Consider the following 13,701-nt stretch of genomic DNA (forward strand, 5'->3'; position numbering starts at 1 on the left):
CACTCCTTTTCTTTTATGATATATTTAAAAATACCTTAAATACATCTAAAACCTCTGTAGAATTAAAATTAATAGTACTAGAATCTACAGCTTTTACCCCCGGAATTCTGGCAGCTGCCATATCAGTCAGTATAATGTTTTGGAAGACAACCTCCATTGCGTATGGTCCTTCTAATCGTTTCGGCTTAAAGTTTTTTATGCCCTTTACTGCTTTTTTTGCAGTAGCTTCAATATCTTTATAAACATCCTTAAGTGGTCTAGATTGCGCTGCGTTTCGGCTTATATATCGTTTTACTGCCACTGTTTCTACTTCTCCAAAAAATGCCCTTACTTCTTCACATAGTTTATCATCCCCCGTTGCCATTATAAGAGGCACATTAAAGCATCCTGCTACTAGTCCATTTAAACCGGCTTCTCCTAGCTCGTATCCATTAATCTTTAAGCTTCTAATTATACCTGAATAGGTGTGGGATATTACCCCTGGTGCTCCAGCTTTGGCATGGTATCCAACAAGTATTACGCCATCAAAACCCATGTCTACACCTTCCATCATTGATAGAGGCTTTTTATTACCAGAAATTAAACTAGCTCTAGGGTCTAAATCTTCTATTATGATGTTTCTCATAGTATTATGAGAGTCGTTTACTAACACTTCTGTGGCTCCCCCAGAAAATGCCCCTCGAATGGCAGCGTTTACCTCCTCGGTCATTAATTTTCTAGATTGCATAAACTCTGCGCCTTCTTCTGTTTGATCTCCATGAACTATTCCCGCAATTCCTTCCATATCAGCAGATATGTATATTTTCATATTACTCATCCTTTCTCTACAATGTATTTCTATTATATCTCTTCTATATTTATTATTTTATATTCTTTTTTCCAATAGTATGATTGTTAGTTTTTTATTTTTGGGTCATTTCTATTAGCCTATGCCGAATGCGGATATGTGTGCAATAAAAAAACCGAATGACGAATCATTCGGCTTCTATTATTCGGTAGCCCGCTGCTTTTTTTAATCTGTTCATTATAGCCTGTCCAATTTCTACAGTGTCTACAGCCTCGGATAAAATAATCTCTACATCAGTATCATCAAATTCTCTTAACACTTTAAATAGGTTAGCTGCTATTGTTACTGGGTGTTTTCTGCTACCCATGGATTTTACTATACCTCCATCATACTCATCCCTAGTCTCGTCGGTGCAAATTATACCAACTCTTTTATTCTCTGCTTCGTAACTAAGTCTAATATCTTTTATTTTATTTACGGTGTTATTCAAGTCTCCCTGAATAATTATAACGTCAGCTTTGGGTGCATAGTGGGTATATTTCATGCCCGGCGCTTTAGGAGCTTCCTTTATTTCATTAGGATTCTCAACAGCTGGATCTATACTCACATCTCCTAGCACTTCCTCCAACATTTCCTTAGTAACTCCACCTGGACGTAATATCATAGGTACTTCTCCAGTCATATCTAAAACAGTTGACTCTACACCAACATTACAAGCTCCTCCTGCAATTATGGCATCTACCTTGCCTATTAGATCCTCTACTACATGCTCTGCCTTAGTAGGACTTGGTCTACCAGAAATATTAGCACTAGGAGCAGCTATAGGTACTCCAGACTCCTCAATAAGCCTAATGGCTATAGGATGACTAGGCATTCTAATAGCTACCGTAGAAAGTCCAGCAGATATTTCATGGGGAATAATACTACTTTTTTCAAAAATAAGTGTTAGAGGCCCAGGCCAAAATTTTTCTATAACCCTATGAGCCTTTTCAGGTATTTCTTTTACTAATGGTAATATTTCCTCCGTTTTAGCAACATGAACTATTAGTGGATTATCAGAGGGTCTCCCCTTAGCTTCAAATATTTTTTTTACAGCCTTTGAGTCCAATGCGTTAGCTCCTAGACCATATACAGTTTCTGTAGGAAACGCCACTGTCCCTCCTTGTTTTAAAATATTTGCGCATTCATTCATTAACCTACTATCTATCTCAGTAGTATCTATTTCTATAATCATTGTGTCCTTCATTAATCTATTGTCCTCCTTTTAAACCCTGCCTTATTACATCTCTTGCAATTGGAGCCGCTGCTGCTCCACCACTTCTTCCCTCAGACTCTAAAATAACCGCAACCGCAATCTGTGGATCATTGGCAGGTGCAAAACCTATAAACCAAGAATGATTTGCTCCAGTTTCATTTTGTGCAGTCCCGGTTTTTCCTGCAACATCTACTCCCCATATACTTGCATTACTACCTGTCCCTTGGTTTACTGCTGCCACCATCATATCTGTTACTTCATCAGCTACAGTTTCAGCAATAACTTGAGTACCTTCACTTTTGGCAGATGACACTACCCTTCCATCGGCACTTCTAACTTCCTCTACTATATAAGGAGACATCATAACTCCTTTATTAGCAAATGTAGAAGCTACAGCAGCCATATGCATTGGGGTCACCAATAGCTTACCTTGACCTATGGACACAGCAGCTATGTCAGTAGGATTCATACCTTGGCTGTAAGGATATCTGCTTTGAGCAATAGGCATATCAGATTTCAACTTTCCACCAATTAAAAAGGCTTTAGAAATATCTGTCACTGCTTTACTTCCTAGTTCTACTCCCATTCTTGCAAAGTTAGTGTTACAAGACACTATTATAGATTGTTTTAAATCTAAGTAACCATGGCCATTTTTATTAGCATCCGTTAAAACATATCCGTCTATAGTTATAGAGCCTGTACAGTCATAATTAGTGTCTATATTACCATTTTGAAGCACACCAGCAGCTATAATAGACTTATATATAGATCCTGGCGGATATAGCCCAGAAAGACTTCTATTAAGCAGAGGACTTCTTTCATCCTCTACAAGCTTGGACCAGTCATCTGTTAGACTATTTGGATTATAATCCGGCTTACTTACCATAGCCAATACTTCTCCTGTTTTAGGGTTCATAGCTACAATTGATCCTGTTTTTCCATCCAATAAGCTTTCTGCCTTTTTTTGCAATTCATGGTCTATAGTAAGCAGTAGATTATGTCCTTTAATACGCTCACCTGTAATACTTTGTCTAAGTTTAGCTAAAGGATTATCAGCTGTTAGAGCTAGTAATTGATCATTATAGTAGGACTCTATACCTGCCTTCCCATACTGCTTAGAGCTATAACCTATAATATGGCTATATAATCTGTTGTGAGTATATAGTCTTTTCATTGTACCGTCTTCCCCAACTTGAGTTTCTGCCAATACAACACCATTACGGTCGTAAATAGTCCCCCTTATAGTTTTATCCTCTATAGCAAATCGTCTTTTATTATAAGGATTTTGCGCCATTTTATCTGCTCTAAATATTTGAATATAGGTTAAATAACCTATTATACTAAAAAATAAAAGGCTCATAAATACAATTACGTGAACTATTTTTCTATTACTCTCCAATTAAAGCTACCTCCTCTCCCTCTAAGGTTTTTTTAGAAATAGCCTGTAAAATACCAAAGGATATAAATGCTGAAATCAAAGAGGTTCCGCCATAACTAACAAATGGAAGTGTAACTCCAGTAAGTGGAATTAGTTTAATAACTCCCCCAACTATAATAAATGTTTGATATCCATATATTAAAGTTATACCAAGAGCAACAATTTTTTTGAAAGGTTCCTTAATTGTTAGAGCTATTTTAAATCCCCTATAGGTTAATATAAAGTAAAGAAGTACCACAGCCATTCCACCAAATACACCCATCTCTTCGCATATGGCAGAAAAAATAAAATCCGTGTGTACCTCTGGAATATACTCTGGATTACCAAGGCCTAAACCTGTTCCAAAAAATCCTCCTGCTGCAATAGCAAATAAAGATTGAGTAATTTGATATCCTCTTCCAGAAATGTCCTTCCAAGGATTAATCCATGTAGTTAATCTAACCTCTACATGGCTCATAGTAAAATAACTCAGTATGGCTATTATTACTGCCAAACCTAAGTTATAAAAAATCAGTTTTTGATCTTCTTCATAAATATAGAATATACTTAGAAATACAATGTAAAAGAGCATAGATATACCTAGCTCTCTTTGAAGTAGCAGGAAGAAAATATGCATATAAACTAGACCTAAAAATACATATACATTTTTAATCTTTGCCTTGTATTTGTCTAACTGTTTAGAAAGAACTACCTCCTCATCGGAACTAAGTCTTAGCTTATAGTATGAAGCAATAAAAAACACAAAGCTTATTTTAATTACCTCCGCAGGTTGAAAAGAGAATCCGGCTATATTAATCCAGTTAGTTGCTCCCTTTATGTTAGTTCCAAAAGCAAAGGTTGCTAAAAACAGTAGAATATTAAAGCCGATGTAAAAAAATATATAGCGATCCCAATTTTTTATAAGCCTAAAAAATATATAGGATAAAAAATATAGGATAACCCCAAGTCCATATATTTTAATTTGTTTAAATCCATAGGATGGGTTTAGGCGATAGAGCATTATAATACCTAGGCTAGTTAACATAGATATAATTAAGAATATATACTGATCCCCCATCTGCCTTTTCACAATAACAACATAGGAGACTAGCATTAACCCAATTACTCCTCCACCTGCCGCTAATATTGAATAATCCAATGGCTGAACATATAAATAAAGCAACCCGAAAAACAATAGGTTTATAATTATTAATATGTAAATAGGTCGTCTTATTTTAAATCGGTTATAGATGTTCATTATTCTACCACCTCTTTTACAAATAGAAACTCCACTTGCCCTATGCCAATACGGTCTCCATTTTTAAGTTTAGCTACATCTTCTATCTTTGTACTATTTAAATAGGTTCCATTAACGCTACCTTGGTCCTCTAAAAAGTACTCTCCCTCGTCCATAGTTATTTTTACATGATTAGAAGAAATATACTTGTCCAACAGCTGAATGGTGCTTCCCTTTGCTCGTCCAATAGTCGTTACGTCTTTCAGATCATAAAACTCCTGTATATCAAAGTCAAGACGTTCCTTTCTATTAATAAGCTTTAAATAGGGATTATTATATCCTTTTTGATTAATCTTGTTAATAGATTGAATATCTAAATATATAAGTCTAATAATCCCATAAAGGAAATAATATATCAAAATTATAAATAAATATCTTATAATCCATGAAAGGATTTTAAACATGAGACTTCACCCTTAGCCTTTCAATTTATTGTTTAAACATATTGTATACCAAAAATGAAGAAATTAACAACAACTTCTAGAATCTTTTAGAAATTATAATACCCAAAATAAATCCAAATATAGCAAATATTGTGGAAATACGTCCCTTATCTAGCTCTTTTCCCTTTGGAATAAGCTCGCCAATTGTAATATATAGCATGGTTCCACCTGCAAAGGCAAGACAAATTCCAATAAGTCCATAAGCCATTTCCCCAATTAACACACCAAAATATGCTCCCAGTCCCATAGGTGCACCTACTAATAAAGTAAGCAAAAATGCCTTTAAAGTCCCATAGCCCCCTATCTTCATAGGAACTACCATAGCAATACCCTCTGGCACATTATGTAGTGCAATTACTATCGCAAGGCTAATACCTAATCTACTTTCTGCTGCAAATCCTGAGCCAATTGCAAGACCCTCCGGAAAGTTATGTAGCGCAATACCTAACCCTAGCAAAATACCAGTTTTTAAGTAGCCCTGTTTTTCTGATAACCTAGTTTTTGTAGATGGGGCAATTAGACTATCTAAAAATGCAGATATAATAGCTCCCATACCTAAGCCTATAGCGGTATTTGTTACCCCCGCAATATCAAATGCCTCTGGCAGCAATTCAAATGCAACTATTGCAAGCATAACTCCACCAGACAATCCTATAATACTACTTAAAAAACGTCTAGATGGATTTTTCATAAAAAAGCTAAATGCTCCTCCAAGTCCTGTACCTAAAACTCCAACTATAAATCCTATTAGGGTAGTGCTTGCTAAATGACTCATGAAATCTCCTCCAATTCAGCGAATAATATAACACTTAATGTATATTCAACTATTGGGGGATTTATAAATAAAAAGTGAGAACTGTTGTCCTCACTTTTCACTGTTATTATATTAGTTACCTGCTTCCTGCATTCTTTCGGCCTGGTCTGTAGTAATTAAAGCATCAATCATTTCTTCAATATCGCCATTTAAGAAAGAATCCAACTTATATATAGTCAAGTTAATACGATGATCTGTAATACGTCCTTGCGGGAAGTTATATGTTCTAATTCTCTCACTTCTATCTCCAGTTCCTACTTGACTCTTTCTGTTTTGTGCAATTTCTGCCTGTTGCTCTTGAATTAAAATATCAAGTAATCTTGCTCTTAAGATCTTTAATGCCTTTTCCTTGTTTTTAAGCTGAGACTTTTCGTCTTGGCAAGATACAACAGCACCAGTAGGTATATGCGTAACACGAACAGCAGAGTCTGTTGTATTAACTGACTGTCCACCATTTCCAGAAGAACGGAATACGTCTACCCGAATATCGTTCATATTTAATTCAAAGTCTACATCATCTACTTCAGGTAATACGGCTACAGTTATTGTAGATGTATGAATTCTACCGCCAGATTCCGTACTTGGAATTCTTTGTACACGATGAACGCCACTTTCATACTTCAACTTTGAGTATGCACCGTGTCCCTTAATCATGAATATAACTTCCTTATATCCACCTACTCCAGTGTCGTTGGCACTCATCATTTCAACCTTCCAGCCTACGCTTTCTGCATATCTTGTGTACATTCTAAATAAATCCGCTGCAAATAATCCGGCCTCGTCTCCGCCAGCTCCAGCACGAATCTCTACAATAACGTCCTTATCATCGTTAGGATCTTTAGGTAATAGTAAAATCTTTAGTTCATCTTCAAGAACTTGTATCTGGTCTTCAAGGTCACTAATTTCCATTTTAGCCATTTCCTTTAATTCATCATCTGCTTCCTTATCTCTAAGAATCTCCTTAGCACCCTGTAGTCCTTCTTCGGCTGCCTTATATTCACGATATTTTACTACTATTTCTTCTAAGTCTGAATGTTCTTTAACTAATTTTTTCCATTGGTTTTGATTATTAATTACTTCTGGATCACCTATTTTTTCACTTAAATCCTCATATTTTTCTTCTAAAAAAGCTAGTTTATCTAGCATTTACTTCACCTCATTTACGTTTTTACCAATGTTAAATTATATCATAATATTTTATTTTTTTCTACTATTTTTTCCCTAACACCACACGGTCGAGTCCTGCCAAATCCTTTAATACTTCAACATTCCTAAACCCATTGATATTTAAAAGCCTACTAACAGATTCCCCTTGATCATGACCAATTTCAAACAATAGCCAGCCTTCATCTTTTAAATAATCTTTAGCAGCTATAGTAATTTCCCTATAAAAGTCTAGTCCATCCTCTCCGCCATCTAAGGCTAAACGTGGCTCATAATCTTTTACTCCTGGGTGCAGGGTTTCTACTACAGCTCTAGGAATATATGGGGGATTAGATATTATAAAATCATAGGTTTTATATTCATTTTTCCCATGGATTGGGTTAAATAAACTTCCTTCAAGAAATGTAATTCTATTTTCTACACAGTGTGCACTGGCATTTTTTTTTGCAACATCCAAAGCCTTAGGTGAAATATCTATTGCGGTTAACAAAGAATTATTAATATACTTAGCTAAACTAACTACAATAGCACCGCTCCCAGTTCCTATATCCATTATTTTCACCTTATTAGGCGAATAATCATTTTCATAAATATTTATTACCTTTTCAACTAAAATCTCCGTATCTCCCCTAGGGATTAACACTCCTTCTTCTACCTTAAAATCTATGCCCATAAACTCCTGTTTGTTTACAATATATTGGATAGGCATATGATTAGTTCTTTTTTCTATTCGACACCAGAAACTTTCTTGGACTTTCTTAGAAACTTCCTTTTCGGGATACATATGCAGATAAATCCTCTCTACATCTAATAAATCATAAAGTAAAACCTCTGAATCTAGCCTAGGTGTGCTTATACCTGCTATCTGTAACTTTTCTGTCCCTTCCCTTAGCAGTTGTCCGATACTTACCATAATGCCGCATCCCCATCTTCTACTAAAACATTTTTAAGAGCTTCTATAGCTACTTCAATCTGTCCATCATCTGGTTCTATAGTTGTTAATTTTTGCATCGCCATTCCCGGGTAACTTACTATAGACATAAGTGCAGATTGACTTTTACCAGCAATTCTAATAATTTCGTAGGAAATTCCAGCTACTACAGGCATTAGAATCAATCGGCTTACAACTCTAGTAATAGGGTCACTCCAACCAATAATGGAGAAAAGTATCATACTAACCATCATAACTATAAAAAGAAAGCTAGTTCCGCATCTAGGGTGAAGTGTAGAATATTTTCTTACATTTTCTACAGTAAGGTCTTCACCATTTTCATAGCAATAGATAGTTTTATGCTCTGCTCCGTGATATTGAAAAACTCTTTTTATATCTTCCATTTTAGAAATAATAGCGATATATCCTACAAACAGACTTAAACGTAAAATTCCTTCTATTAGATTTAATCCTAATGTAGTAGTTATTACATTTTTCAATGCTCCAGTTAACAGGGTTGGTCCTAAAACAAAGACTGCAACTGATATTAAAAGAGCTACAAATACTGAAAAATAGATTAATACATCATTTAGCTTATCTTTAAAAATCCTCTCTAAAAAACCTTCTAGTTTACTAGATTCTTCACTAGTTTCTTCTTCCGGCATAGCTATATCTGCTGCATAGTTTAGCGACCGTACTCCAAGTACCATCGAATCTATAAGAGCTATACCCCCTCTTAAAAAAGGAATTTTATTTAACTTATATTTTTCAACAATACCTGTTACAGGTTCTTTTTTTACTGTTATTTGATTATCTGGTGTTCTAACAGCTATCGCTATATCCTTTGGGCCTTTCATCATAACACCTTCTATTAAAGCCTGACCTCCTATAGAGGTTGGCTTTGCCACCTTATGGCCTAATTTGCTCATAGATTTCTTCCTTTCAATTTTGGATTAAGTTATTAACGAAAATTTTATCTTCTGCGACGCTTAAAATCTATTTAAAATTTTCAAGTGCTCAAGCTGCAGTTATAATTCAGGTGGTATCAAAACCCCATTGAATCAAGTGTTGTTTATTATCTATTTTAATTATACCCCACTTTTTGATTTCCACAAAGGATAAATAGTTGCGTATAAAAACTTTTTAAGATCAAGATGGGGTAAAAAACTATCAAATAGTGCATATTAATCATATACAACATTGATTAAATATACATTAAACAAAATATACTTTGACTAAGAAAAATTTTATTTTTCAACAAAGCTTTCATTATATAATCAAAGGAGAATTATGAATGGAGATAAAAACTATAAAAAAGTTAAAACTATATGGCTTTAATAACCTTACAAAATCCCTAAGTTTTAATATTTATGATATTTGTTATGCAAAAACTCCAGAGGATAGAAAAAGATATATAGAATATATAGATGAGCAGTACAATGCTGCAAGATTGACCTCTATATTAACCCAGGTTGCGGAAATAATAGGTGCTAATATATTAAATATAGCAAAACAGGACTACGACCCTCAAGGTGCCAGTGTAACTATGTTAGTATCTGAGGGAGAATTAACTCCTTCTCACAAAAATGAATCCCAATTTGAAGAAAGCCCTGGGCCAATACCTACCTCAGTTTTAGGTCATTTAGATAAAAGCCATATCACAGTCCATACTTATCCAGAGAGCCATCCAGATGATGGCATAAGCACCTTTAGAGCAGATATAGACGTATCTACCTGTGGTTGCATTTCTCCACTAAAGGCTCTAAATTTTTTAATCCATAGCTTTGAGTCCGACATTATGACTATAGACTATAGAGTACGCGGCTTTACTAGAGATGTTAATGGAAAGAAATTTTATATAGATCATAAAATAAACTCTATACAAAATTATATACCGCGAAATACTTTAGATTTTTATCAAGCTATTGACGTAAACGTATATCAGGAAAATATATTCCATACTAAAATGATGTTAAAAAAATTCGACCTAGATAACTATTTGTTTGGTACAAATAAAAAAGAGCTTTTGCCTAAGGAAAGAACGAAAATTAAACAAAAGCTTAAAAAAGAAATGAATGAAATTTTTTATGGTAGGAATATGCCAAAGATATAGATATAGAAAGATGGCAAGAGAGCATTTGCTACACTTGCCATCTGCCTATTTACCTTCGGTTATTTGCAAGCCAACTCCCATTAAAATTATCCCCATTAAAAGCAATACCATTATAGGAAAAAGTATGTCTTGAGTAGGCGCGTTGTACGTTATAAGTTTTTTCATGGCATCCATAGCCCAAAATTGAGGCGTAAATCTTGCTAAAAGAAGAAGAAATTTATTAGTGATAATCTCTATAGGCCACATTAGTCCACCTAACATAGAGGTACTCGTTAGCACTATTGGAGCTACACTTGAAAGTTGCTGAGAGGTTTTAAGAAAGGATGTTAGAAATAAGCCTAACCCTATAACTGTGAATGCAAATACTCCCAAAAGCAACACGAATCCAATAACATTTTCTGTCCATGTAATCTTAAATATTATCTTATTAAGTAAAACTAAAACTAGCATTTGTGCCATTCCTATTGTAAAGGCAAAAATAAGATTAGCCGCATATATTTCTATTTTTGATACAGGAGAAATCATCAGTCGATCCCATATCAACAATTTCTTATCCTCTAAAATATCTCCAACTAAAAATAATATTGGATACATGGAAAAGAACAGTAAAAAACCTGCAGAAATTGATGTAGTAGAATTTATTTTTTTATTATTATCTTCTCCTAACACTTTCGCTCTTACAGTAATAGGTCTTTGCTCTTCCCACTTACTCTCTACCAACTGATAAAATCGTTCTGCAGCATCCTCTTTCTTCTTGTACTTATTTAAAATCTCTACCCCTTTATTAACAATATTACTTTGAATAACTATTTTTCGTACTGCACTGTTTAGAACTCCCTGCAGCCCATAAATGTCTAAAGTTTCCACACTTCTGGCAATTATAAGAGAGCCTTCTTTGCCTTCTTCAATTGCCTCCTTAAAACCTTGTGGAACTACTAGGGCAAAGAATACATCCTGTTCCCGTACTAATCTTTCTGCTTCCTCAGAATCTACTTCTTTAATACGATAAGAATTAGACTTTTTAATTTCATCTATAAGCCTCCTAGAGTAAACACTATTATCCTCATTAACAATGGGTAGTGTTTGTTTTCCTCCCCCTGAGTTTACTCCTCCAAAAATTAATGTAAGAACAATAGGGAAAATAGTCATCAATATAACCAAACCCATATTTCTTTTAAATGCCATAATTTTAGAATATAATATGGAAAACAACTATGCCACCTCCCCTTGTTTTAGTATTATTACTGCTAGCACCAAAGAACCTATAAAAATACTAATTAGCACTGTTAAGCTTCCAACGATCTCTCCTATCCCATAGCCTTGCATCAACTTAATATATCCATTTATAGCAGTACCATTAGGCGTTAAGGAACCCATTTTTCCAAGCAATGGTGCACCCTTTATAGGAAAGAAACTTCCTCCTAAAGAGGCAAAAATCATAATAATAACATTTTCAAACATATTAGATATTTTGGTATTTCCAATTTTATAATTTATAGCTGTTAAAAAAGCACTTATTCCCCCCACCGCTAAAGCTACGGATATAGTTAAAGTCAGTACATTCAAAGGCTCTCCCCAGCTAATGCTAAAAATTAGGGACGAGTATATAATTAAAATAACTATTTGCATAAAAGCAATTAAAAAGGTTGTAATCCCTCTGCTCATTAAAATCTGTCCCTTTGTAACATTGCTTATTCTAAGTCGTTCATAGGTATGATAGTACTTTTCATCAAAAGCATATTTTGCACCGTAGCCTGCCACATAAAGCACAAACATCATTGCTATCCCTACGGAATAATACTGCATTCCATTAACCGACTTCACTGCATTTCTGTTTTCCATCTGCAGTTTTATTGTGGAAGACTGTGATAATACCCCTTCAAGCAAAGTCCCTATCTCGGTTTGCAACTTATCTCCGATTCCCATTTCTGCCCCTATTTCAAAAAGGCTACTTTTAGCAATTATTCCTGATGATAGCACATTAGTAAAACCAGTCATTATTTCTTCTACAATATTTCCTGTAAAACTATTATTTTTACTTTTTAATACTTGTACCTGTTGTCTATAAATGAAAGGAGAGGCTAAATTCATCATAGTATAATAGGTAAAGTCCTCTGGAATAATGATTACAGCACTAAGTTCTTCTTTTTCTAATAGATTTAGTGCCTCTTCCTCTCCCAATATTTCATAGCTTAAAAATTTTGATAAAGCTTCCGAACCAAATATATCTTCTAATAATATTTTTTCAAAGTCAAAGGACTTCATGTTTTCCTTTATTTCTTCAATATCGAAGGACTCTTCTTCACCTGCCAACTGACTTATTGTATTTATTATCTTTTCTCTACCTTCTTGTGCATTATCTAAGTTGACTATACCTATTGTCGAATGCGCCATCCAGCCATCTTCATTATCTAAAAGCCTACCTATAGAAAACCCTAATATAGTAATTAAAACAGCAGGCATCACCAATAAGATTAGTAGTGATTTCCGATTCCTAAGGGCTCTTTTTATATCCTTACCTATTAAATTTAATAGCATTTAATATACCCCCTAATCCCTTATAGTTCTTCCAGTTAGCTTTAAGAAAACATCCTCTAATGTAGGGGTCTTTATTTGAATTGAAATAATTTTTTCCTGTCTATCTTGGGCTTTTTCAAACACTAGCTGCAATATATTAATTCCCTTTTCATAAATTAAAGTAATCATATTATCATTACTATTAACTGCTTTAACTCCAACTATATTTTTCAATACTTCTATGGTATCATCCTGAATAGTTTCAAATATAACTTCCATGGTTTCTTCGTTGGAAATCTGTTCTTTAAGTTCTTCTTTACTACCTGTAGCAATAATTTCACCGTGATCCATTATATAAATACGATCACATAGGTATTCTACCTCTTCCATGTAGTGACTAGTATATATAATAGTCATTCCTTCTTCTCTTAACCTTTTAACAGTTTCCAAAATATGATTTCTTGATTGTGGATCTATACCCACTGTAGGTTCATCCATAATTAGTATTTTAGGTTTATGGAGTAGAGCACAACCAATGTTTACTCTTCTTTTCATTCCTCCAGAGTAGCTTTTAACCAAATCTCTCACTCGACCATTTAATCCTACAATCTCTAAAACCTCTTGTATTCTCTGCTCTAGCTCCTTACCCTTAAGCCCATAAACCTTTCCAAAAAACCTTAAATTTTCATAGCCTGTTAATTCAGGGTATAGTGCTATCTCCTGTGGAACCGCACCTAGTATTTCTCTAAAGCCCTTAGGATTTTTTAATATATCTTTACCTTTGTAAAGCACTTCTCCAGAACTAGGAGGAAACAAAGTAGATATTATAGAGATAGTGGTAGATTTTCCTGCTCCATTTGGACCTAATAAACCTAAAATTTCCCCATCATTAATAGTTAAAGATACACCTTTAACCGCCTCCACCTTCTTAAAGTTTTTTCTTATTTCTTTAACCTCTATCAC

Annotated in this window: 13 protein-coding genes; 1 reads left to right on the plus strand and 12 read right to left on the minus strand. The window is 34.3% G+C overall.

The window, feature by feature from the left end; genetic code table 11:
• Window positions 1-13: 13 nt before the first annotated feature.
• From HYG84_RS03890 to HYG84_RS03930, 9 genes are all read right to left on the minus strand, one after another.
• A complete protein-coding gene (locus HYG84_RS03890; protein ID WP_212380822.1) occupies window positions 14-808 on the minus strand; it encodes a M55 family metallopeptidase in 795 nt (264 codons plus the stop codon).
• Window positions 809-974: 166 nt separating this feature from the next.
• A complete protein-coding gene (locus tag HYG84_RS03895; protein WP_212380823.1) occupies window positions 975-2,033 on the minus strand; it encodes an L-threonylcarbamoyladenylate synthase in 1,059 nt (352 codons plus the stop codon).
• Window positions 2,034-2,037: 4 nt separating this feature from the next.
• Window positions 2,038-3,441, minus strand: coding sequence for a peptidoglycan D,D-transpeptidase FtsI family protein (locus HYG84_RS03900; protein WP_212380824.1), 1,404 nt, complete (start codon window positions 3,439-3,441; stop codon window positions 2,038-2,040).
• Complete coding sequence (locus tag HYG84_RS03905; RefSeq protein ID WP_249168706.1) at window positions 3,431-4,717, minus strand: FtsW/RodA/SpoVE family cell cycle protein; 1,287 nt, start codon at window positions 4,715-4,717, stop codon at window positions 3,431-3,433. The genes HYG84_RS03900 and HYG84_RS03905 overlap by 11 nt, the downstream gene beginning before the upstream one ends.
• A complete protein-coding gene (locus tag HYG84_RS03910) occupies window positions 4,717-5,160 on the minus strand; it encodes an FHA domain-containing protein (RefSeq protein ID WP_212380825.1) in 444 nt (147 codons plus the stop codon). The genes HYG84_RS03905 and HYG84_RS03910 overlap by 1 nt, the downstream gene beginning before the upstream one ends.
• Window positions 5,161-5,236: 76 nt before the next feature.
• On the minus strand, window positions 5,237-5,974 hold the full coding sequence (locus tag HYG84_RS03915) for a ZIP family metal transporter (protein WP_212380826.1): 738 nt from the start codon (window positions 5,972-5,974) through the stop codon (window positions 5,237-5,239).
• Between the two features lie 111 nt (window positions 5,975-6,085).
• Complete coding sequence (gene prfA / locus HYG84_RS03920; protein WP_212380827.1) at window positions 6,086-7,159, minus strand: peptide chain release factor 1; 1,074 nt, start codon at window positions 7,157-7,159, stop codon at window positions 6,086-6,088.
• Window positions 7,160-7,223: 64 nt separating this feature from the next.
• The gene (gene prmC, locus HYG84_RS03925; RefSeq protein WP_212380828.1) at window positions 7,224-8,090 is read right to left on the minus strand and encodes a peptide chain release factor N(5)-glutamine methyltransferase; all 867 of its coding nucleotides are present in this window, start codon (window positions 8,088-8,090) and stop codon (window positions 7,224-7,226) included.
• A complete protein-coding gene (locus HYG84_RS03930; RefSeq protein ID WP_212380829.1) occupies window positions 8,084-9,037 on the minus strand; it encodes a DUF1385 domain-containing protein in 954 nt (317 codons plus the stop codon). Before HYG84_RS03930 ends, prmC begins: the two co-directional genes overlap by 7 nt.
• Before the next feature lie 365 nt (window positions 9,038-9,402).
• Between HYG84_RS03930 and speD the strand changes: the two genes are divergently transcribed.
• A complete protein-coding gene (gene speD, locus HYG84_RS03935) occupies window positions 9,403-10,221 on the plus strand; it encodes an adenosylmethionine decarboxylase (protein ID WP_212380830.1) in 819 nt (272 codons plus the stop codon).
• A 45-nt stretch (window positions 10,222-10,266) separates the two neighbouring features.
• On the opposite strand, the gene HYG84_RS03940 is transcribed toward speD, so the two are convergent.
• From HYG84_RS03940 to HYG84_RS03950, 3 genes are read right to left on the minus strand one after another with little or no spacing between them, the layout of a single operon-like run.
• Window positions 10,267-11,406, minus strand: a complete 1,140-nt coding sequence (locus HYG84_RS03940; protein ID WP_212380831.1) for an ABC transporter permease — start codon at window positions 11,404-11,406, stop codon at window positions 10,267-10,269.
• A 27-nt stretch (window positions 11,407-11,433) separates the two neighbouring features.
• Window positions 11,434-12,759, minus strand: a complete 1,326-nt coding sequence (locus tag HYG84_RS03945; protein WP_212380832.1) for an ABC transporter permease — start codon at window positions 12,757-12,759, stop codon at window positions 11,434-11,436.
• A gap of 12 nt (window positions 12,760-12,771) precedes the next feature.
• Window positions 12,772-13,701, minus strand: coding sequence for an ABC transporter ATP-binding protein (locus tag HYG84_RS03950; RefSeq protein ID WP_212380833.1), 930 nt, complete (start codon window positions 13,699-13,701; stop codon window positions 12,772-12,774).

It is taken from the genome of Alkaliphilus sp. B6464 (genome assembly GCF_018141165.1).
GTDB lineage: Bacteria > Bacillota > Clostridia > Peptostreptococcales > Natronincolaceae > Alkaliphilus_B.